Below are 24,175 nucleotides of genomic sequence, written 5' to 3' on the forward strand. Positions count from 1 at the left end.
TCATCCCGCGAAGATGCGGGTGCGCCGGACCGGGTCAGCGAGCACGTCGCGGATCAGCAAGCCCAGGTCGAAGTCGGGCGGCACCGCGGGATACTGCACATCGCACACCACCCTGCCTGCCACGGTCAGTACCAACCGCGTGGTGCGATTGTCGACCTGCTGCCACTGCGCGGCCAGCTGCCGGTCTTCCAGATCGATCACCCGCTCGCCCGCGCGCAGAACCAGGCGGGCGCCATCCCGGTAGAAGACCATGTGCGTCGGCCCGAGGTCTCCATAGACCCCGCCGACCGGCCCGACGCCGAGTGCGACGCCGCGCAGGGCCCCGGTCGAGGGGTCGAAGTCGGCGACTTCACCGAACCCGGCGTGTGCGCGAACCAGAATCCCGCCGCTCGGAGCAGGCCCGCCATTGCCGCCGTGATCTCGCCCGTTGCCGTACGACGCACGCGGGAACGCACGCGACGGGGCGGAATCCGACGAAGGGGAGGCCATCGGCGGCATGGCGGGGATGCCGGGTGCACCTGGCTGGTTGGGCGTTGGAGCCGCGGGGTTGGGTGCGACGATGTCCGGCCGCGGGATGTGCTGGTCCGGGCTCGAGCCCGAATATTCCTGGTGGCCTGCGGATTCGCGTGTCGAGTTCGATGCGGTGTGCGTGGACGACGGATCGCCGTTGCTTCCGGAAATGTCGTTCTGGGGCGCTGCGGGATTGTGTGGGCCCGACGTATCCGGCCAGGTCGGCGCCACCGGCGTACCCGAAGATGCCGGTGCCGCGGAGTAATTCGCGGTCCCGGGCCCTGATTCGTTCCACCCGGCCGATTCGCTCGCTGGCGCGGAGCCATTCTGGGAGGGCGAGGCCTCCGGTGGGAGAACGTGCGGCGGAGCAGGTGAGTGCGGAGCGGTCGGGAGGCCCGGCACATGCGGAAACCGCGGTGCCTCGGGCAGTTCGAGCGAGAAGGGCGCATCCGGCGCACTCGGTTCCCCTGGGAAGTCGCGCAGTTCCGGCCGATTGGGAAGCTCCGGTGCGTCCACTGGCCCTGGTGCCGGTGGATGGTTCGGAGCGTGCGGCAAGCCCGGCGGGCGCGGCACGTCCGGCGCATGCGGAAGCTCAGGCAATCGGGGAAGACCCGAGGTTTCGGGCAGGTCCGGCAGCCCGAACCGCGGCACATCCGGCAATCGCGGCTTGTCCGGCGGCTGCGGCGTCTCCGGTCTCTCGGGCAGCCCCGGGAGTTCTGGCAGTCCAGGCGGTTCCGGCAACTCTGGATGCTCCGGCAGCCCCGGCGGCTGCGACAACTCCGGATGCTCCGGCAGCCCCGGCGGCTGAGGCAACTCCGGCAGCTCCGGCGGTTCCGGCACGGCCGGTGGGTGCGGCGACCCCGGTAGATCTGGCAACTCCGGCGAATCCGGCAATACCGGATGCTCCGGCAGCCCCGGCGGCTGCGGCAACTCCGGGTGCTCCGGCAGCCCCGGCGGCTGCGGCAACTCCGGGTGCTCCGGCAGCCCCGGTGACTGCGGCAACTCTGGCAGCTCCGGCGATTCCGGTAGGCCCGGCGGCTCCGGCGACTTCGGGGGTTCCGGCTGTGGCTGTGGCTGTGGCTGTGGCTGTGGCTGTGGCTGTGGCTGTGGCTGTGGCTGTGGCTGTGGCTGTGGCTGTGGCTGTGGCTGTGGCTGTGGCTGTGGCTGTGGCTGTGGCTGTGGAAGCACAGGTGGCAGGTGCTGCACGGGGATGTGCAGTGGATCCGGCATGTCGAAGTCGTAACGCTTCGGCAGGTGCGGGATGTGCGATCGCAACGACGAACCGGGCAGGAAGGAACGGTCCGGTGTGCCCTCCGGGTTCGGCTGCGGGCCTGGCGGTTCCGCGCCACCGTCGCCGTTCTCGCCGGTGGTGCCGCCCGGCGGGGTCGGCGTGCCGCCGCGCCCGGAACGCGCTCCGGTCTCCGAGCTCTGCGACGGTTCCGCACCCGGCTCCGGCGTGCTCTCGGCGTCTTCCGCGTCCGGCTCCGGCATGGTCTCGGCGTCTTCCGCGCCCGGCTCCGGCATGGTCTCGGCGTCTTCCGCGTCCGGCTCCGGCATGGTCTCGGCGTCTTCCGCGCCCGGCTCCGGCATGGTCTCGGCGTCTTCCGCGCCCGGCTCCGGCATGGTCTCGGCGTCTTCCGCGCCCGGCTGTGGCTCGTCGCGGCGGGAGCTTCCTTCTTCAGCTGGTTCGTCCGAGTCTTCCCGCTCTGAACCCGATTCTCCTTCCGGAAGCTCGGACTCGGGTCCAGCCCGCTTGGCAGGCCCGCTCCCGGAGTCCTTCTCCGCAAGGCCGACACCATCGGACGAGCTGCGTTCTGCAGCTTCGCCTTCGGACGATGTGCGGTCTTCGGACCCGCCCTCGGCCGTCTCGGGTCGTGCGGCCTCGTCCGCTGACGGCGCCGGGCCGGCTTCCCCTTCTTCTGCCGACGGAAGCGCGCTCGGCGGGGTATCAGGAGTGGGCTGTGGGCCGGCCGGGAGCTCCGGTGTGTCCGCGCGGGGCGGGAGTTGACGGTCCGGTGTGAGCGGCGCGGGCGCGTAAGGTATTCCGGCGCGCCAGCCGGTCAGCGGCGGGCGGTTGGCGTTCCAGTCCAAGCCGATCATGATGACGTGCTGGTTGGCATCGCGCCAGGTGGCGGACGGGTTCGCGCGCAGGTAGTTCGACTCGGCCAGGCCGTCTTGCAGCATCAGGATGTCCTGCGGCAGTGGCTCGCCCGCGATGAGGCGGTTCCATGCCTCGGCGACGTCGGCGACCGCGTCCAGTGGACGGCGGATCAGCACGCCGTCGCGCGGGTCGCGCACCAAGTGCGCGTCGCGCATCAGATGGTTCTTGATCTGCTCGATCTCGTCGCGGGTGAACTCCGGCGTGGTGTCGGCGAGTTGATCGGCCACCGGCCGGGCCAGATCCGCGAGGTCGACCACGCCGGTGGCCTCGCGGAGAACGTCACTGATGTCGGTGACCAATTGAACTGCGTCGCCGGTCTGTTCGTCGCGCAACTGACCGGCCAACCCTTCCGCGAGCCCGTCGATGTCGGCCTCGCCTCGGGTCGCGAGCTGGTGCGCGATCTGGGCGATGAGATCCCGTGCGCGTGCGATTCGGTCGGCCTCGCGGTGCGCGGCGAGGTTGTCGGTGATCGTGCCGATGTCGCTGTCGTCGGAGCGGAAACGCCGGTACTCGCCATCGGCCCACTCCTGTACCCGCGCCCAGTTCTCCTGCGCCTCGCGCTGTCTGCGCAGGAACGGCTCGGTGAGGTTGCCGCGGTCGGGCACCTCGTCGCGGATATTCCACTCCCGCGCCATCGGCTGCACGTCGGGACGCGGTGCGCGGAACCACGGATGGCCTTTGAAGCCCGGGCGGATCCGTCCTGGATGGTTCTTGTCGCTGTACCAGGTGAACCCGGACAGCTTCGCCGACTCCAGGATGATCCGCATCGTGTTGTAGAAGACGTCGGCGAACGGCAGCTCATAGGTGGGCACGCCCGGGTCCAGCGGCTTGCCGCCCGGAATGACCGGCAGGAAGTCCGCGTTGACGCCGGGCCCATTGTCGACGAACGGATCGACCAGCGCCGCCTGGAACGGATCGACCGCCCACCCGCTGACGCCCTCGGGCAGATCGCGCGGGGAGAACTTCTTCGGCACGGTCCCCGAGTGCCCCCGCTGCTCCCAGCCGGGCCGGTCCGGGTTCACCGGATGCCATTCGCCCTCAGCGTCTTGCCAGCGGGTCAGGTGGATGCCGGGGTCGCCGTCGCGCCACCGGGAGGTGACGAACTCCCGGCGCGGCGGCGCCAGATCCTCGGTGTGCCGGCCGCCTTCGCGGTCGGCGATGATCTGCCGGTACACGATGGTCGTCTCCGGCCGGGTGAACGCCTGCGCGATGGCGGCGCTGCGCTGCAACGCGTCGTGCAGCGCCTCGTCGTGATCGGCGCGCGGACCGTCCAGCGCGCCACGCGGAGCGACGACGATGATGCGCGGCCGCTCCCCGTCGACGATGCCGACGCGATCGGTGACGCGGCGCGCACCCGCCTCGTCCAGGATGTCCCTGGCAGCGCCGCCCAGTTCGGCGATGCGGTCCTGGAGCCTGCCGATCTCGTTCTCGGCACGGTTGACCCGTTCGGCCGCCTCGCGCAGCAACTCCAGGTTTCTGGCCCGTTCGGCCACCTCATCGGCACGAATGGTGCGACTGGCCACCTCGTCGAGTGTGTCGGCCAGTTCCTCCGGCCCCAGCCGGTCCGGATCGACGCGCAGCCGCGCGGCGATGTCGTCGCGCATCACCTGCCACGGCTTGATGCCCAGCACTAGGTCGGCGCGCTCGCGTCCGAGCCGGTCGAGCTCGGCGGCCACCTCCGCGGACGGCGTCGGCTGCCGCGCGAGGTCGGCTCGCAGCGCGTCGATGCGCCGATCCAGTTCCGCGAGTGCGACGTCCGGGTCGGCGAACTTGTCTTTGGCGCCTTTGATTTCGGCGCGTTCGGCGACCAGTCGTTCCAGCTCGGCCACGGTCTCCGCGTCCGGAGGCCGGTGCGGACCCGCACCGGCCGCTTCCAGTCGGGCGATGCGCTGGTCCAGTTCCGCCAGCCGCTGGCCTGCCTCGTTGAACCGCTCCGCGGCGTCCTGGAGTTTGAAGATCGCCGCCAAGCGCTGCGCGCGCTCCGCCTCGCCGATCACCTCCGGGATCTGCGTGTCGGTCTCGTCGCCGAAACCCGCGACGTCGCGGACGCCGACCAGGTCCGCGGTCAGTTCCTCGATCATCGCGGTCATGTTGTCCTGGTTCAGCGCCACGTCCGGGTCGTGAATCGTGCGGCCAGGGGTGTCGAAACGGGAGAACCGGTCATCGCGCTTCGCCCGCCAGAACTCGCGTTCCGAGGCCAGGGCGGCCCGCTCGCGCAGCAACGCGTGGTAGACGCCTTCGGGTGTCCCCGCCAGGTACGTCGCCTCGATCCGCTCGTCCAGCGCGGCGACGCGCTCGTCGGCCTCGTTGCAGGCCCTGGCGGCGTCCTCCAGCGCATCGATGGCCGCGTGCCTGCTCGCCATTTCGTCGACCCGCATCGTCTTGCCGCGCAGTTCCGCCAACGTCTCGTCGAGCCGCTCGGGGGTGAGGTCGGCCCGGGGGTCGACCGGCAACGGTTCGGCGCGCTGATCGCGCAGAGCGCGCAGTTCCTCGCTGCGTGCGACCGCGTCCGCACGCTCGGCACGCAGGCGTTCCAGTTCGGCCTGCGCCTCCGGCGTGACCTGATCGGTGCGGGTGTCCTCCGGCGCCGAGGGCTGCCCGGTACGTGACGAGTCCGTGTCCGGATGTGGGTCTCCCGAGCCGGGCGGTGATTCCGCAGGCCGGGTGGTTTCGCCGCCTGGGCGTGCACCCCCGCTGTCGTCGGTACCCGACGCTATGGGATCCGCAGGCGGCTGCTCGGCGACCGGCCTTGCGGTCTCGGCCCCGTCGCGCGCTGTCGTCGGGTCCGTGGTCTCGGCTTCCGCGCGAGGCGTCCCCGCGTTCGTCGTCCCTGCGCTGTCGTCGGTATCCGGCGCAATGGGATCCGCGAGCCGCTGCTCGGCGACCGGCCTTGCGGTCTCGGTGCCGTCGCGCGCTGTCGTCGCGTCCCTGGTCTCGGGTTCCGTGCGAGGTGTCCCCGTGTTCGTCGTCCCTTCCGCATGACCTGCGGGCGAGCGATCGGTTTCGGTCGACCGCCGGCCTTCGGTTGCGGCACGTGGCTGTTCGCCGCCGGGACGCTGCCCCGGCTCCCCTGCGGTGCGGGCCTGTCCGGACTGCGGCCGGGGCGCACGCGACTCGCCCTGCGCCGGGCCGGAACCGGGAGTGTCGGGTCCGGGCCGCGCGGGCGATCCCCCTTCCTCGGGCGGCCGGATCGTGGTGACGTGCACGCCGTTCTCGTCCACCGTGACGAGGCGGAAGTCGATGCGCACTCCCTGATCGGTCAGTTGGCGCCTGGTCTCCGGCGCCAGCACCGGGTCCGGCTCGGCCAGCGGCGACGCCACCACCACCCGCTGCCCGTCCGGCAGCACACCGACGCCCTCGGCGACCATCCGCGCGTCCTCGGCGGCCAGCACGTCGCGAGCGGCGAGGATCCCGGCCTCGGTCCTGGCGTTGTTCTCCTCGGCCACCGCTTGGTGGAACCTGTTCAGGTCCGACCGGATGGCGCGGACAGCGGTCGTGAGTTCGGCGACGCGCTGCTCGGCCGCGCGCAGATCGTCGAAGTACTGCACCATCTCTTCGCGCGGCACGTGCTCGCGGTTGTGCAGCGCCTCCACGCGCCCGATCCCCGCCTGCATCACTGCGTCGACCGCACCCGAGATCCCGTGCGCCGTCATCCCCTCCGTACGCACACCCAGCAGACGCGCGCGTTCGGCGATGCTTCGATCGAGCGCCGCGCGGGCGGCCGCGGCGTCGGCAATTCGCTGCTGCAGCTGAGGTAGCGCGTTGCGCAGTTCCGGCGTGACGGGTTGGTGCAAGCGCGCCGGGCCGTCCTGCCGCCATCCAGTCGGGTCGGGCTCACCGGGCTCGGGAGGCGCCGCGCTCGGCGGCTCATGCGGTGGATGCTGCGATCCACCCGCACCATGCGGCTCCGGCTCCGCGGTCTGCTCCGCGCCCTCGGGCGGCCACACCCGGATGTCCCCGGGCTCGCCATTGTGCCGAGACGCCGAATCCGGCTGCCGCGCCGAAGGTTCCTCGGCGTTCCCAGCCTGCGTGCGCGCGGTCTCGTCGGGCGTCCGCTGCCCGGGATGAGTCTCCTCGGTCTCGGGCCGTATGGCGGTGGAGTCGTCAGCGCGGACGACCGTCTCGCTCGAAGCGCCGGGACGTGCCACGGGCGCCGCATCCAGCGGTCTGCTCGCACCGTGTTCAGTGGGATCCAGGTGTGGCGCTCGAGCGTCGCGCTCTCGCGCAACGTCAGCGGCGTCCGCACGGACGGCACCGGTCGCATCTTCCGCGCCGTCCCGGCCGGCATCGGGAGCATCTTCCCGGATGGCACCGGTCGAGTTCTCCGCAGAGCCGGGGGTGTCCTCCCCGACTGCCGGGTCTGCGTCGGGAACTCGGGCGGCGCCGGACGATGGACCTTCCGGTGGCCGCGACGGCGGTCCCTGCCTGGCCGGCGCGGTTCCGTCATCGCCGTCGTCGGCATCGTCGGGGCGCGGCGCGTCCGGGTCCGAGGGCGGCGCGGGCAGTTCCCGCGGGTCGGCGCCCTCGGCCGGCAGTGCGCGCTCGTACTGGTCGGCGAGGTCGGCGAGCCGGCGCAGCTCGTCGGCACGACGTCGGGTCTGCGCGCGCAGCTCGGCCTGTACCTCGGCCAGCTGGGCCGGGGTGAGGCGCTCGTGCCGGTCGATCTTGCCGTCGCGATAGACCTCGTAGATCTTGGCCCAGCGCTCGGCGTCGGCGCCGGTCAGGTCGACACCGACGATCTTGGCCCAGTCGGGACTGGCACCACGGTCGGGTCCAGGAGGCGCATCCTCGTCGTTCAGCAGCCCCATGCCCTCGAACGCTTCGGCCAGCGCCTGCACATCTCCGACGACATCGGCCAGATGTGTGACGGCCCGGTCGTGCACCGGGAATTCGACGTCGGCCACCCGTGGGTCGGTCAGGTCACCCTGCGCCGTCCCATGGAACGGATCGAGCTCGCCCAGTGCCGCCGCGTACTCGGCCAGCGCATCGATCACCCGCGCCCGCGTCTGCGGATCGGAGACCAGCCGGGCGATCGCGGCGCGCAGTTTCTTCGCGTCCAGGCCGTTCGGATCAGGCAGGTACCGCTTCAGGTCCTTGGAGTGCTTCTTCGGGAAAAGGTCCTCCGGCGATAGCCCGAGCCGCCGCGCCAGCCGGTCGCGCGCCGCGTCCACCTTCGCCTTCGCGCCCTCGACCGTCGGCGCGTCCAGCCCGCGCAGCAGTTTCGCGTACTTGACCAGGGCCTCGATCTGCTGCAAGCGCAACGAGTTGCGGGTCTTCGGGTCCGCGATGACCTCGGCGAGCCGCTGCGGCGTCAGCTCGGCCGGGTCCAGACCGAGCCGGTGCGCCAGCAGATTTCGCGCGTCGGTGAGGTTGTGGAAGTTGTCGATGTCCCATGCGGTGCGGGCGTAGTCGATGATCGCTTCGATCTGGCTGGCGCGTATCGCGTTCGCGCGCTGCAGTTCGGCGATCCGCTCCGCGAGCCGCCGCGGGGAACGCAGGTCCTCCTCGCTCACGCCGAGGCGGCGGGCCAGCTCGTCACGAGCTGTGCCGATCTGCTCGCGCGTCCTGGTATCCGGGGCGATCTCCGGACGCCCCGGGCCGTCGGCATCGGACGGCACCGCGCGCCACGCACCGTCGGCGTCGCGCACCAAGGTCACGTCGAGGTGGCGTCCGCCCACCTCGGCGCGGATCTGCCGCACCTCAGGCGATCCGCCGTCGACGACGTACACCATGCCGTGTCCCCGCGCGTCGAGGCCGCGGAAATCGACTGCGGCAATCCGGTATTCGACCCGGACCGTGCCCGCGTTCACCGCATCGGCCAGGCGCGGATTCGCTGCGAGGGCATCGGCGAGAACCCGATCGTGCTCGCCCGCTCCGTCGATCACGATCAGCCGTCGCGGACCGCCGTTCTCCCCCGGCAGTACACCGATTTCAGGCGTGAGCATGGCGCCGCCACGGGCCAGCACCCAATTGTGCAGCGCCAGGCTGGACAGCAGGTCGGCGAGTTCGCGTGCCTCGCCGTCCACGCGCACGAAGCGGTCGGCGTCCGCGGCGAACGCCGCGAGATCCTCTGCCTGCTGCCGGATCACGGCCAGTTGCTCGGCCAGCGTCCTGCGCAGCGGCTCACCCGCGCCGAGAGTGTCCAGGTCGACGCCGAGCAGCTGCGCCCACACCGCGCGCTCGTCCTTGATCTGGTCGCGGCGCAGCGCGTTCTCGAAGTACTCGCGCTGACCCTGGTCGCGGCCGGGTTGATCGGAGTCGCTCAGGTCGCCCCATTCCCGCAGCGGCTCACCGCCGTTGTTGACGCCTTCCCAGCCGAGCAGGATCGGGTCGCCGTCAGCCGCGCGCACGACCTCGCCGAGGAACCGACCCATGGGGTCGGTGTCGAAGAAGTTGACCTCGTCGCTGTAAGGGATACGGGCGTCTTCCGCGTTGTAGCGGCCGGCCGCCTCGGCCAGGCCGGAGAGCGCGCCCATCCGCCGAGCCAGCCGGTATTCCAGCACGCGCACCGCGTGGCGCACGTGCTCCGGCGTCAAGTCGCCGACGTCGACCCCGAGCTGCCTGGCGGTTTCCGCCAGCGCCTCGCCCAGCTGCCTGCGCAACTCGAGCGAATCGGACAGCTCCCGCACCATCCGGCCGATCTCCGAGTCGGTGCGCGCCACCGTCGCCTCGGACTCCGGCAGCGCGGGTTCGGTCGTGGTGTCGCCGGCCTCGGCGGGAGGCTCGGCCGGCGGCTGCTCCTGCTGCCGCCTGGCCTGTTCCTCCTGGTACTGGCGCTGGAGATCGTCCAGGTCCACGCCGAGTTCCTGCCGGACCAGATCCGGGTCGGCCTCGTCCAGCCAGTAGGTGTACTCCTCGCCGTCGCTGGTGCGCGGAATTTCGTAGTGCCCGGCCTGGTCGGCGACCCGGCCGGTCAGATGGTGCAGGAACGGGATCAGCTCGCGGCGCTTCCACATGGTTGCCGCTTCTTTCGCCACACGCGCCGGGTTGCCTTGGAAGGTCGACAGCGCATCGGAATTCGCGACATGCCCGGCCAGATGGATGAGCTCCTGTTGCCCCTGGCCATCGATGCCGGAGCCGGACGGGTACTTCGGTGTGTGTCCTTCGAACCCGGCCTTCAGCGCCTCCCACAGGCGGCGCAGCAGCGACTTCGGCGTATCCGGTGTTTCCGGCGGCGTCTGGGGTGTCGTGCGGGGAGCGTCGATGCGTTCGGGGATCTCGACCCGCCAGCCGCCCTCCCCGTCCGCGATCAAGCGCACCGGCACCCGTTCGCCGTCGACGTCCACGACGTAGCGGCGGACCTCGCCCGCGGGCGGCGGTTGCCGGATCGCTTGTACCGCGTCGGCCAGCTCGGCGATGTCTCCGGCTTCTCGCAGGACCGCCCGGCGCAGCTGATCGATCCGCTCCGGGGTCAGATCGGCCGGGTCCACGCCGAGACGGCGTGCCCAGGCGTCGCGGATCGCGGCCAGCCGCGGACGGTCGGCGCCGGTCGCGTCGTCGTGCCGCGCCATCGCGTCCGCGAGGGCTTCGATGGAACCGGCGCGCAACAGGTTCCGGTAGCGCAGGTCCGCGATGGTGCGCGCGAGGTTCTCCTCGCTGAGGTCCGCGTCGGTGAGCCCGAAGCGGCGCGCCAGTTCGTCGCGGACCTCGTCGAGCGGCCGGACCCGCGGCTGCGTGTCGGCGGGTTCCAGGTCGCCGGACCGGGGAGGTGCGGACTCCGGCCGTGCGGGCCCCAGCGCGGGCGGCTGATCGCCCTGGCCGATCGCGTCCAGATACGGCTGGATCTCATCGAGCTGACGGCCGGTGGCCTCGTCGCGCCAGTAGGGCTCGTCGCCGTAGATCCGGTCGACTTCGTCCAACGGGCCGAAATCGTCGGGGTGGCGCATCGGACGCGGCGGCACGCCGTTGGCGGGATCGCCGAGGAAGCCACGCGCCCTAGCCATTTCGGCCAGTGCGCGCAAAGCGCCCAGTGGGTCCGGGTGTGCGCCGAGGGCGCGGTCGAGGCCGAGTGCTTCGGCAAGTCTGTTGGCGTAGTCGCGTTCGGCGTCGGTGCGGCCGTCCGGCTCGGAGCTGTCTTCCGCGTGCAATCGGAAGAACTTCTCGACTTCGTCCACCGGATCCGGGTGGGCGTCGGTCCGCTGCGCCGGACCACCTTCGCTCGGATCGCCGGAATCCGTTGTGCTTTCGGGCAGACCGTCCGAAGACGTGGAATCCGCAGGTTGCGCGGTCCTGGGCGACTCCGCGGGGGTCTCCCCCTCACTCTCGGAGGAAATCTCGCGCGGCGCGACCGGTTCACCGGGTCGTCCGGAGCCAGGCGACTCGGCACGGCGTTCCCCGGCTCCTGGACCGCATTCCGGTCCACTCTCCGGGCCGGACTCCGTTGTGGCACGGCGTCCTTCGGCCGGTTCCGCACCCGAAGGTCCCGGCAGGCCCGCCATGTCCCGCAGCCAGGCGGCGCGCTCGGCGCCCATGCGGGCCTCCCACTCGGCCTGTTCGGCCTGCAAACGCGCCCAGCTGTCCTCCGGATCGCGGTCGGACAGACCGCGCAGCCACTCGGCGCGCTCGGCGTCCATCCTGGCTTCCCATTCCGCCTGCTCGACGCGCATCCGCTCGAACCAGTCGTCCGGGCCGCCCGGGCGAATCGGGTGCTCCGAATCCTCGTCTGCCCGTATGGGCTGCGGCGCGGCGTCCGGACGGGCAGCGGACGACTCCGACTCGGACACCCCGGCTTCGGCGGTCCGCCGGGTGGCGGCGAGATCACGCAGTTCCTGCACCCGCTGCCGCGCCACGCGAGCCGCCATATCGGCGTTCTCCGCGCGCATGCCGGCGGCGAACTGCCGCATCTCGTCGACGATCGTCGCGTCCGGCGGCAACGGCCGCTCGGCCATCTCGTGCAGCCACGCCGCGTGCTCGGCCGCCATCCTGGCGTTCCATTCGGCCTGCTCGATCTGCATGCGGAGGAACCAGTCCGACGGTTCACCGGGCAGCTCGGGTCGCGACGGCCCGTCCTCGGGCGGCGGCGCGGGCGTCGGCGGCTCGCCGGGCGGCTTCTGCGCTCCGCCACCGGCATTCGCCGCAGGGCCGTCGAAGGTGCCCGACTGCTCCGCGGTTTGCCGCGGCTCGGGCGGCCACACCCGCACGTCCCGGGGCTCGCCGCCGGTACGCGCTGGGTCGTCGGCCCGCCTACCGGTCGTGGGCTCGGGCGGTTCGCTGGACCGGTCGTCCCGGCGACCAGCCGAAGGCTCACGCGCCTCACCGGACTCAGCCTCCCGGCCTACCGAAGGTTCGGAGGCATCCGTGGCTTCCGGCTGCGCCGGAGTGTGCCGTGACTCCGGCGGCCACACGCGCACATCACCCGGCTGGCCGGCCGAACGCGCCGAGTCGTCGGACCCGTCATTCCGGCGGCTGGTCGAAGACTCGGGCAGCACACCGGACTCGGATTCCCGCCCGCCGGTCGCGGACTCGGGTTCCTGGCCCCGATGAGCTGCCGGGGGCTCGGGCGGCTGAGTCTCGCGTCGACCCGTCGCCGACTCCGGCGATTCGGCCGCGTTCGGATCCGAGGCTTCCGGACGTCTGGCCCCGCCGGAGCTCGGTGCGTCCGGTCGCGGTGGGAGCGCGGCAGGCTGCGCCCCGTCGGGCGGCGGCAGTTCGGGGCCGTCCGTCCGCGAAGTGGGCGGCAGCCAGGCTGGATTCGGCGCGACCGGATGGACGGCGTACGGAATGCCCGCGCGCCATCCGGTGAGCGGCGGGCGGTCCGCGTCCCAGTGGTAGCCGAGGCCGATGGCGTGCATGTTCGCCTCGCGCCAGCCCGCACTGGGATTGGCGCGGAGGAACTCCGACTCGGCCAGGGCGTCCAGCAGCAGCACGAGGTCTTGCGGCAGCGGCTCGCCCGCCATCAGGCGGTTCCACGCCTCGGCGACATCGGCGAGCCGGTCCATCGGCCGCCGCACGTACCCGCCATTGGGGTCGGTGTAGTCGCGCACTCGATGCTCGTCGACCATGAGGTGGTTCTTGATCTGCTGGAGCTGGTCGCGGGTGAACACCGGGACGTCGTCGCGCATGTGCTCGGCGAGGACGGCCGCGATGGCGTCGGGATCGGTGCCGAAATACAGCAGTTCGCGAATGTCCTCGATGGTGTCGCGCACCGCGTCCGGGTCGTCGGAGGCGAAGCGGTCGGCCAGCCGCTCGGCCACCCGATCGATGCCATCCTGCATATGCAACAGCTGGGCGTCGACGTCCATGAGCGGGTTGATGCCGCGGTCCTGCGTGATCAGCTCATCTCGAACGACGTCGACCACGTCGCGCGCGGCGGCCTCCTGCCGTTCCCGCCGATGCGTCTCCAGCCCCTCGGCCATCCGATCCAAGTCGGTGTCGTCGGCCAGGAACCGGTCGTATTCGCTGTCGGCCCATGCCTGCACGCGACGCCAGTCGGCTACGTCCGCATCCCATTCGCGCTGGAGGGATTCCGGGATGTCCACGCGATCGGCGGGGTCGCCGTGTTCGGCCGGATCCCACGGCCGGTGCATCGGCTGGATATTGCGCTCCGGCGGCGCGAACCACTCGTAGTCGCGGAAGACCGTGCCGAACGGCGGAATCTTCTGCAGCCACGGCCGTGCCTGCACCCACTCGCCGATCTCCGGATGACGCTGGATCCAGCCCTTCACCGCCGGGTGGTTCGGCACCAACGCCGCCATCAGGAGCAGGCGCACGATGTTGTAGGAGTCGGCGCCCCAATGCTGCGCGAAGACGTCCATTCCCGCCGGCACATGGGAGGTGTCGTACTGCGACGGAGCCTGCGGCATGTGCACCGGCAGTGAGCTTTCCGGAAGCTGGCCCGGCGGAACGTCATCGGTGGGCAGCGTGATGTCGTTGACGACGTCCTCCATCGCCCACCCGCTCACACCGTCCGGCAGGTCCTTCGTCTTGTACTTCTTCGGCAGGGTGCCGCCGTCCCGGTTGGTCGTCCAGGTGGGCCGCGTCGGGTCGACCGGGTGCAGGTTCCCTTCGGCGTCGCGCCAGGCCGTCATGTGCAGCCGGCTGCCGTCGTGCCAGCCGCTGCTGAGACGTTCGACCTCAGGCGGCGTCATGTCCGCCGTCCGCGCGTTGCCCTCGCGGTCGGCCAGCACCTGCCGGTATTCGACCGTGGTCTCCTCGCGCACGAAAGCCTGGGCCACCGCGGCGTCGCGGCGCAGCGCGTCGGCGAGGGCGCGATCGTGATCCGCGCGCGGCGCCGCCGGATCGCTGCGGGGACCGAGCACGATGATCCGCGGCCGCTCGCCTTCCACGATGCCGACCCGGTCGGTCACCATCCGCCCGCCCTCGGCTTCCACGAGCCGCCGCCACACACCGGCGGCCCGAGCCATTTCATCCTGCAAGCGGCCGATCCGGTTGTGCGCCTGGTTCACATCGTCCGCGGCATCGGCCAACCCGTCTATCTGGAGCAGCCGGGCGGGCAGTTCGTCGGCGCGCAGGGTTCCCTCGCGAATTTCGTCCCCCACCTGCGCGCGCAGCTCGGCGATCGTGTCGCGCAGCCGGTCCGGGCCCAGCGCGGCCTCGTCGGGATTGCCCGAATCGTCGACCACACCGAGCCGGGCGGCGAGGTCGTCGCGCATACCGCGCCGGGGTTTGATCCGCCGGAGCTCGTCGGCCCGTTCCCGCGCCATTCGGTCCAGTTCGGCGGCCGCCTCGTCGGAAGGCGGTCGGTGCCGCGCGACGCCCGCCTCCTCCAGCTCGGTAAGGCGCTGGTCCACGCGGCGGATCCGCTCGTCGAGGGTGGTGAACTCCTCGGTCGCGGCCACCAGTTTGCGCAGGGCCTCGGTGCGCCGTTCCCGTTCCTCGGCGGTCACCGGCTTGCGCACCTGCCGATCGGCTTCTTCGAGGCCGCCGCTCACCTCGACGACATCGGTTCGCGCGCTCGCGTGCAGCGCCTGGATCGCCTCGTCCCGGAAATCCGCGTCCCGGCGAGCCCATTCGGTGGAATCGTCCACGCCGAGGTTGGCCGCGCGTTCGTTGGCCTTGGCACGGACGAACTCCCGTTCTCGAACGAGGTCCTGGCGCTGCCGGAGCAACCCGTCGTATTCCTCGATCAGCCCGATCCGTGCCGCCAATTCGCCGACCTCGGCGGCCGCACGCTCGAACTCCGGCACGAGCATGCGCAGTTCCGCCACCACCGCGTCGTCGCCCTCCGGCAACAGGTTCCTGCTGGACAAGTCGGCGACTGTCGATCGAATTCGCTCGGGGGCGAGGTCTTCCGGATCAACGGAGGTACGGAGGGCATCGGCTAGTTCGCTGACCCGCGCGGCCAGCTCGTCGCGCCGGGCGACGGCATCGGCGTGGGCCCGAACCGCCTCCTCATGTGCCGAGTCGGGCTGCCCGCCCTCGGGTTCACCGGGTTCGGATGCGGGCGGCGCCTGCGGCTCCTCGCGCTGCTCGCGCATCCGCTGATCGAAGGCACGCTGCTCGGCTTCCAGATCCCGCCGCAGCGCGTCCAGTTCGGGGGGAATTCCGCCGCGGATGCGCGCCAGCCACTCGTCGTGCTCGGCTCGCATCCGGGCGTTCCACTCGTCCTGCTCGGCGTCCATCCGCCGCTTCCACTCCGAACGGTCGTCCCGCGATTCGGGCGGCGGCGCGTCGTCCGGCGGGACCGCCATGTCGTCGGAGTCGACGCGTGGGGTCTCGGCTCCAGGGCGTGGTGTGCCGTACTGCTCCAGCGCGCGCAGCAACGCGGCGTTGAGGACCTTCGCGGGCTCGGCAGCGTTGTCGCCGTTGAGCTCTACGTCCGCGAATCCTTCGGGCAATGCCTCCGAGTTGTAGAGGGCGTCCCTGGCGTCGAAGCAGAGCCTGGGCAGCTGGCGCAGCCACTCGTCGTAGCCTTCGGGTGTCGGGTTCTCGTGCGTCGCCGTGTAGCGACGCACCAGGTCCGCGTCGACGCGGAATCGGGTCAGCGGCGAGCCCGAGGTGTCCATGGCGTGGCCGACCTCGTGAACGATGATGCTGTATGCGGGCCTGCGGTTGTACACCGGATTGAACCGGCCGTCATCGACATTGAGCGCGACGGCGCGGCGCAGCTTCGCCGGGTCCGTCGCGAGTGTCTCGTTGAGAACGATGGCTTCGGCATACGGCGGGCGACCGTCGGTCGGCCGGTGGATCGAGACGGTCTTCGCGAAGATTCCGTCCTCCAGCGGCTCGATCCGAACGCTGTCCAGGTGGATTTGCGGGAACCGGATCAGGCGTTCATCGATCGCCCTGGCGAATTCTCGGAGGACGTCGACATCGACCCCGGGATTGTCGAACCCGATGACCTGAAGCCCGTGCCGCTGTTCCAGCGTTCGCTGGATCTCGGCGGCGTCCATGCGCGACCATTCGTCGTCGAATACGGGCTGCTGCTCGTCGGGCGCGTCGAGTGCGTCGTTGTCGCGGTGTGATCCGTCGTCACCTGCCCGTGGGCGATCGGGCTCATGCGCTTCAGCGTCCGGTTGCGGGCGTGGTGGCGCGGCGGAATCCGCGGGCGAGAGCCCCGCGGACCGCAGCAGCAGATCGTTGAGGATTCTCGCGGGCTCGCTGGCGTTGTCGCCGTTCAGGTAGACGTCGCGGAAGGCCTCGGCTAGCGCCTCGTGCGGACGCAGCTGGCCGTTGTCGTCGAAGCTGTAGCCGCTGAGCTGGCGCAACCACTGCTCGTACCCGGCGACCGTCGCGGGTTCGTGCGTGGTCATGTAGTGCCGCAGCAGCACGTCGTCCCCGGCATCCCTGGCGTCGCGCTGACCCTCGCCATCGATGGCGTGCCCGTATTCGTGCACGAAGACGCTGTAGATCGGGCGGTGCAGCACGCCGTCACCGAAGCGGCCGCCTGCGACGTTGGCCGCCAGCCGCTCCCGGAACGCGGCGACGTCCGACATGTCCCTGGTGCTGACCACGATCTTCTCGGTGAAGCGCCTGCCGGTCGCCGGATCGATCGCGGAGTAGGCCCGGCCCGCGACCCAGCCGTTCAGGTCGCCGATACCGACCGCACGCAGATCGACGTCCGGATAGGCGGCCCGCATCGCCACCACCGCCCGCGCGTACTCCCGCGCAGCTTCCGGTTCGATGCCGGGCAGGTCGAAACCGAAGGTCTCCAGGCCGGTTCGGCGCGCCAGTTCGCGCCCGACCTCCTCGGGGCCGAGGCGGGACCATTCGTCCTGGATCGGCTCCGGCTGCTGGTCGGCCGGCTCGGAACGGTCCGCGGGATCGTCCTGCGTCGCGTCACCGGGGTGGGGCCGGGCGGGTCCGTCCTGGCCCGATGGATCGGGCGATTCGACGGATTGCGTGTCCGGGCGCGGTGTGACAGTGGGGTCCTGCGCCAGGAACCGCACCGCGCGGGCATCGGTCAAGGTGCCTTGGATCAGCACCTGGGACAGGTCGCCCTCGACATCGAAAACCGGCTTGAAGCGCCAGGTCGCGTTCTCCGGCGGCGCACCCGTCCGCCACTCCAGGATGACGCCGTCCCCGTGCGCGAAAATGGCCGCGGTGCCGCGGCTTCGGGTCCACGAGGTGGCGTCGCTGTCCGCGGCGCCCAGCTGCCTGATGTGGTCGTCCGCGGATAGGTCCGCCGTCCCACGCGGTTCGGCGACGCCCGAAAGCGCGCGCTCGTAAGCCGGATTCACCGTTCCGTCCGGCAGCAAGCGCGGAATGCCCCGATACAGCGGCGTTCCGGATTCTGGGAGGTTGCCCTCGTGCAGCACGTCGCCGTCGCGGCCGGGCGATTCCGGGTCGTCGGCGATGTCCAGGTCGTCCTCGGACCGTGCCGGGTCCGGCGGCAGTTCCCGTGGATCGGCTTCGCCGCGCGGCGTGGCGCCGGTTTCCGGGCGAGACCCGAAAGACAGTCGATCCGCGATCCGCCCGAACAGTCCACGAGGCGCGCTGCGATCGTTCAGGTCGGCTGATCCGTCGCGCAGCATCCGGCCGATCCGGTCGGCGAGCCGCTGCGGATCGGTGTCCGCGAGGCCCTGGAACTGGCGGGCCAGCACATCGGAGATGGCGCCCTCCGGGCTGGGCGGCGGCACCCGCCACCCACCATTGCCGTCGCTCTGCAGCCAGATCGACAAGCGCGCGCCGCCGACATCGACGGCTCGAACCTCGAATTGCGGTCCCGGCCGGGGCGTCCGGGGCACATCGAGCGGCGGCAGCGGCACCTGTCTCGTCATGAGCCGGTGCGTGACCTCGGCGGGATGCGGAGGCCGCACGGACGTATCGCCTTCGGCGATGTGGAATCCCACCCTGACGAAATCGTTTCGCAGCCTGCCCGCGACGCGCGAGCCGGCCACTTCTTCGTCGCCGCGTACCCGCTGCTGATCCTCTTTGGTGTAGAACGCGTCCGGCCCCAACTGCCGCAGCCACACGTCGAAACCCACCGTGATGCGGCCCTCCGCGCGATAGCGCAGATACTGGGAGAGCACCTCCGCGACCGCCTCCCGCTGCTGGGGCATGCGGTACTGCCCCTCGGCTACCTGCCGCGGCACGGGGTGCGTTTCGACCCGCCCGTCGGGGCCGGTCCGGGCGGTCCGGTATTCGAGCACGTGGCTGACGTCCCAGAGCGCGTTGCTGTACTCCGGCCTCGTCGCCGCGAGATCCCGCAACGCCTCGATGTGCGTTCCCTCCGCGGCGATGACGACCAGCAGCGGACGGCCGTCCCACTTCGGCGTGCCGTTCGGATAGCGGAGGACGTGATCGCTCAACCGCTCACCGTCCGGGTGCCCGTCCAGATGGTCATCGACAGCATGGCGGACGATGTCGGGGTGGTCGCCGGTACTCGCGTCCAGTTCGTTCACCGGCTCGGAATTTTCGGTTCGAGGGCGGCCCCAGTGCGGTCCGGTGTCGGATTCGGTGTCGGCGGCGCGCACGACGTCGAACGCGACCTCGGCCGCTTCCACGCCGACCCGGTCGAGGTAGCGGCGAACCGCCGTGCGTCCCGCCTCATGCGCGACCCGTTCGGGAAGTGGAGCGTCGGCATTACGGGCCGCGGCCCGAGCCGCCTTCCGGTACGCCTTGTCGTAAGCGTCGGTGTAGGCGCGTTCCGCCGGTCCGACCGGGATGTACCTACCCGCATCGCGCAGCGCGCGGAAGGTCTCGATCTCGAGCGTGTAGTGCCTGCTGCGTGCGTCCCGGATCGCTGGGGTATCGGGTTCGGCGACGCGGGGTGCGTCGCCGCCGGGCGGAATGCCGTGGGCGCGATCCCACTGCGCCGCGAACCGCCGCGCGTAGTCCTGGCCGTCGATCAACGGTCCGAGTTCGGTCAACTGCGCATATGTCGCGCGGACCGCGGCGCGGAAGGCGGCCGCGTGGAAGAACGACCAATCGGCGTTCGGGTTCTTGCGATACGTCTGCTCGGCGAGTGCCAGGGCTTCTTCGTAGGCCCGGAGGTGATTGCGCGACCAGGGGTCCGCCATCGAGCCGATCAGGTCGCCGGTTTCGTTCAACTGCTGGTTGTAGGCGTTCGCCAGCGCCTCGGCCTCGGCCTGCCTGCGCAGCATCAGCTCGACGTATTCGTCGCGGCTGAGGGTGAGCCGCTCCAGTGGGTTGTCCGCGGCGGCATGCAATTCGGCGAGGCGGGCGGCGCGCACCAACGCCACAGCGTGCTGGCGTGCGGTGGCGGAGTGGTCCAGCACAACGGAATTCGTGACCGGGTCGTAGCCAGCCGTGCGGCCGAGTTCCACCCGGCCGTCGTCGGGCCGGTGGCTGCGGGCCTCCGGTTCCGTGCTGTAGCGAATGTCCACACCGTGGCGTTCGAGGACGTCCGCTGCCCAACGGCCGAACTTGTCTCCGGCGAGTAGCTCGCTGACCCGCGCCGTCGCCGCGTCGGCCAAGTCGGTGATCGTCCCGTCTGGGTTCGGCTCGCGCGGCGGCGGATCGCCATCCGGGCTCAGGGGATGAACACCATCGTGCTGGACGTGCAGAACACCGGAGTCGTCCCCGTGCACGCGGACCGGCCCGGCCTGCGGCTGCTCCCCGGTCCGCGCCGCTCGGGCGAGATCCTCGGTGACCGCCAGGGAGATCGCATCGATGATCCTGGCGCGCTCGGCGACCGCCTGGGTGTGCCGATCGGTGAGGTCGATCAGAACACGCAGATCGGCTTCGGAGTTCCAGAACCACGTCTGTCCGGACCGCTCGCGCAGCAGATCGACCACCGCTTGCCGGTCGGGGACGAGTTCGGCTTCGGGGATGCGGTAACCATCCTGTAGCCGCTCGAACACGCGCCGCCAGTCCGCTTCGACCCGGAAAACTTCCCGGCTGGCGGCGGCCTGCTCGCGCATGAGCCGCTCCAGCTGCCGCGCCGCCTCCTCTGTTGAGGGAACGTACTCGTCCATCCCCTCTGGCACGGCGCGACGATGCTGCGCGTCCCACTCGTGGCCGTATTCCTCCGCGCGGTCGCCGTCGGCACGCGACAAGAGCTCCGCGATCCCGGCTTCCTGCCCGATCCGGCGCAGCGCGACCGGGTCGAGATCGGTATTCCGTAGCCGTGCTTCGGCAATCGCCGCGTCGGCGGCAGCCAGGTAGGCCGACTCCAACTCCCGCTGATAGACCGCGTCGGTGACGTCCCGGAGCGTCTCGGTGGTGCGGTCGTATCCGGCTTCGTGCAGTTCCCGGTTGAACTCCGCTTGGCGCCCCAGCGCGGCGGTCTCGGCACGCTGCCGCGCGGCAACATAATCCGCCCGGTCCATATCGCGAATGCGGGCGGGCGTGACCTCGGCCTGTCCGGTCAGCACCGCCTCGACCAGCGCGGCGGCTCGTACGATCGCGGCCGCCTGCGCGAGTTCGGTCCGATCCCGGGTTCCGATGAAGATCTCCATCGTGCGCCCGTCGACCGAATCGGGCGGCTCGGGGCCGTCGCCCGGTTCACCGAGCCGGACCTTCGCGCGCGCCTCCCGCAGGATCGCGGCGGCGGCTCGACCGGTCTCGGTCTGCGCCAGCACCTGCGAGACCCGTGCGACGCCGTCATCGGGCGGGCTGCTCATCCAGCGCGGAGCAGGGCCGTCGGCGGCGATGTCGTCGGCTTCCGGACTGGTCGCCTCCGGTGCGTCGGCCTCCGGTTCGAGTCCCGGCTCATCCCGGGCCGAAGCTTTCGAATCAGTTTCGGGGGGGCCGTCTTCCACCCGTTGCGGCTGGCGCTGCTGATCCGGCTCCGCACGCGAGTCGGCGACGGGTGCGACACCGTCCGGCGGCCGCGGCACGGAACCGTCGCCACCACGTGGCAAGCCGGAATCCGCGGTGTCGGGCCCGTTCTCGGCGCTCGGTTCAGACTCGGCACGATCGGACACCGCCGCATCGCTATCGGCCTGATCCGCTCGCCGGGAGCCATCCTGGAGCGCCTGAGCCCGCTGGACTCCGTCTGGGCGCGCCGCTCCCGGTGCCGTCTCGGATTCAGGCAGCGGATCCTGGCGCGTGCTGTCTGCCGCGGGTTCTGGTTGCGAGCCGGCCGCCGGCTGCCGTTCCCGTCGATCCTCTGAATCGCCGACCCGGCGCTCGTCTCGGTCCCCGGTCCGGTCGCCGGACCACACGGCATCGGAACCGGCGGGATGCAGCGGATTGCCCTGTGCGTCGTAGAGGATCGCCGAGATGCGGCGCAGCTCCTTCGGCACATGCGGCGGGAATCCCTCCCGGATACCGGCGCCGGGATCGGACACCTCCACGAAGAGCTCGCCGGTCTGCGGATGCCGCCGCACCGTCAGCACATAGGCGTGCGCGCCGACGCCGTGCTCGTCGGTCGGGCCCGCGTATTCGTCTACGACCAGGGCGCGTGCGCCCTCCTCGTTCCGCGCCAGCAGCGCGTCGGCGATCGGCTGGTGCCGCGGTTGGCCGGGCTTCGCCTCCGGGACGTCGCGCAGCGGAGCGCCTGCCGCGTCCTCTACTTCGCTCCGCGACATGCCCGCGGGACCCACCGGCTCCTCTGGCACCCGGATGACGTCGCTGCCGGTGGCCTGATGGATCTCGTCGAGCGCCAATCTGGCGCATTCTCCCCGGTTGACGGGATCGACCTGCGGCACAGCGGGTTCGGCTGTGCCGTTCGGTTCCGCGCGAGCGGCGCTGTTCGTGTCGCTGCCGGGGTCGGCCCGCGGCCCGCCGCGCAACGGCTGACCCGCGCCGGTGTCCGCGGCAGGCAGCGGCGCGACCAGCAGACTCTCCGGCGGGATGGAGACGTCCGGGTCGGTGTCGACACGGGTTTCGGGGGCGTCGACGGCGCCCGTGCGGGTACGGGCTCCCGCGGCGTCCGCGGACCGTGTCCGGGGCGCCTCGGACTCGGCGACTCGGGCCTGTGTCGCTCCTTCGCGGGCAGCTGATCCGGCGGCGCGGTCCGCGGCGCCTGCGCGGCTTTCCGGCACGACCGCCGGCCTGCGCGTCGGGTCGCCGGCTCCGGTCTGCGTGCGCGGCTCTCCGGCTCCGGTCTGCGTGCGCGGGTCGCTCGTAGTGGGTGCGTTCGTGCGCGTATCGGAAGCCGCGTGTGTCGGGGTGGCCGACGGGTTGTTCGATGGTCCGGCCGTGGTGGCCGCGGGTCCGGTGGATTGTGTGGGTGCCGATGGCGGCGCGGCGGTTGTCAGTCCCTGCGGGGCGAGCGGACCGGCGACCATACCGTCCGGCCGAGGCACAGTGCCGTCGATGCCGATGCCGTTGACACCGCGGGTCGCGGTGGCCTCGGGATCGTGCGCCGCCGTTGTATCCGGGTTGCGCGTGGGAGCGATGGTGTCCTGATGTGCCGCAGCGGTATTGGTGTCTTTCGGCGCGCTCGGCTGGTTGGCGCCTCGGTCGGGGTCAGCCGCAGGAACCGCCGCGTTGTCCGAACTCGCCGGTTCCGCTCGACCCACCGAATCGTCGGCGCCGCGCGCATGTGCGTCGCCCGCGGCCGGACGATCAGCCGCGACCGGGTCCTCCGAACGAGTACCGCCCCCCTCATTCTGCGTGCGGGTGGCGGTGTCGTCGCCCTCTCCGCGTCCACTCGCGGTGCCGTCGCCCGCCTGCCCGTTTGTGTCCCCATCGGCGACACGACCGTTCGTGGCAGTGTCACCCGTGGAGCTGGCGTCCGCTGCGTTGCGATCGCCAACGGAATCATCCCCGGCTACCGGCCCATTCGCGTCGCCCGCCCCGCGGCCATCAGCCGCCGCGTCACCAGCCCCACGGCCATTCGCCGTCGCATCGCCCGCCCCACGGCCATCAGCCGCCGCATCATCAGCCCCGCGCCCGTCCGTCGTCGCATCGCCAGCCCCGCGCCCGTTCGCCGACGCGTCACCAGCCCCGCGCCCGTTCGCCGACGCGTCACCAGCACCACGGCCATTCGCCGACGCATCTACAGCACCACGGCCATTCGCATCCCCAGCCCCGTGCCCGTTCGCCGACCCGTCGCCCGCGGCAGGCCCGCCGTTCGCCGGTTCTGCGGTGCCAGGCGCGATTCCGTTACCGGACGCGGGAGTGACGGCACCGTCGTTGCCGAAACCGGCACCATCCGGCCGAAATCCGATTCGCGGTTCCGGAATGGGGCTGTTGCCGGACGGCGTGTACCACTCCGGATGCCGGGAGCGGTAGAACATATCCGCCTGCGCGCGGCTCGCTCCGGACATCGCGCCATTGGACACGCCCGCCGTGATCATCCGCGGGTCGAACTCCGTGTTCTTCGCGTTCGCGACCGCCGCATCCCAGCCGTCCTGCGCCCAGTCGATACCGAACTGGGTGACCACGCTGGCGCCGAATCCCGCGACCGCGCCCACCCCGCCCGCGGAAGCGCCGGTGATCGCGCCGCGCAACCAGGGCCGCATCTCCTGGCCGAGCTTGTTGCCGATCCAGTCACCGAACGGGCTCGCCGCACCAGCTCCTGCCGCCGAGCTCACCGTGGTGACCGCGACCTGCTCCCAGTTGATCGCGTCCCGATGCCCGGCGTTCACCTGGTAGGCCTGGATACCCAGGTCCTGCATGGTGCCGATGATCGTGTCGAGGGCAAGGTGGCGCACCAGGAAGGTGGCGAGCTTCTCGCCGAGGAATCGCGAGGTCCACTGGATGATCTTGTTCATCACGCGCTGGGCCAGCAGCCGGATGCCGATGCGCGTGAAGCCGATCGCGGCCGCTTCCACCGCGGGCGCGGTCGGCGGGAAGATCCAGGCCGCGGCGATCTCCGCCGCGAGCAGCGCCAGCGACGAAATCATCATGATCTGCGCGTATTCGATTTCGGTGCCCACCTGATGGGCGCCCTCGCCGACGTTGTCGAACACCTCGGCCAGCTTCGCCAGCGACTGATCGCCGCTGCGCAGTTGGTCGAACAGCTTCATGGCCTCGTCGCTGCCCCGGCCGTCCGGATAGGCCGCCAGCGTGGCGCTCTTGGCGGCGTCGATGTCGGCCAGGATGTCGCGCAGACCGTCCGCGGCGGTACGCCAGTCTCCGGCGAGGGCCCACATGCCGTCGGGATCACCCGCGGGCCAGTCGGAGCCGGCCACCCATTCCAGCCACCGCAGATATCCGGGCAGCTCAGCCATGCGCGATTACCTCAGA

General features: G+C 71.3%; 1 protein-coding gene. It reads right to left on the reverse strand.

What is annotated here, in order from left to right:
• The gene (locus IU459_RS08880) at positions 1-24,159 is read right to left on the reverse strand and encodes a hypothetical protein (RefSeq protein ID WP_195128995.1); all 24,159 of its coding nucleotides are present in this window, start codon (positions 24,157-24,159) and stop codon (positions 1-3) included.
• Positions 24,160-24,175 lie beyond the last annotated feature (16 nt).

The sequence above is a fragment of the Nocardia amamiensis genome, from assembly GCF_015477605.1.
Taxonomy (GTDB): Bacteria; Actinomycetota; Actinomycetes; order Mycobacteriales; family Mycobacteriaceae; genus Nocardia; species Nocardia amamiensis_A.

Excerpts from the sequence above, each read along its gene's own strand:
- IU459_RS08880 (WP_195128995.1), bottom strand. The coding sequence starts at position 24,159 with ATGGCTGAGCTGCCCGGATATCTGCGGTGGCTGGAATGGGTGGCCGGC.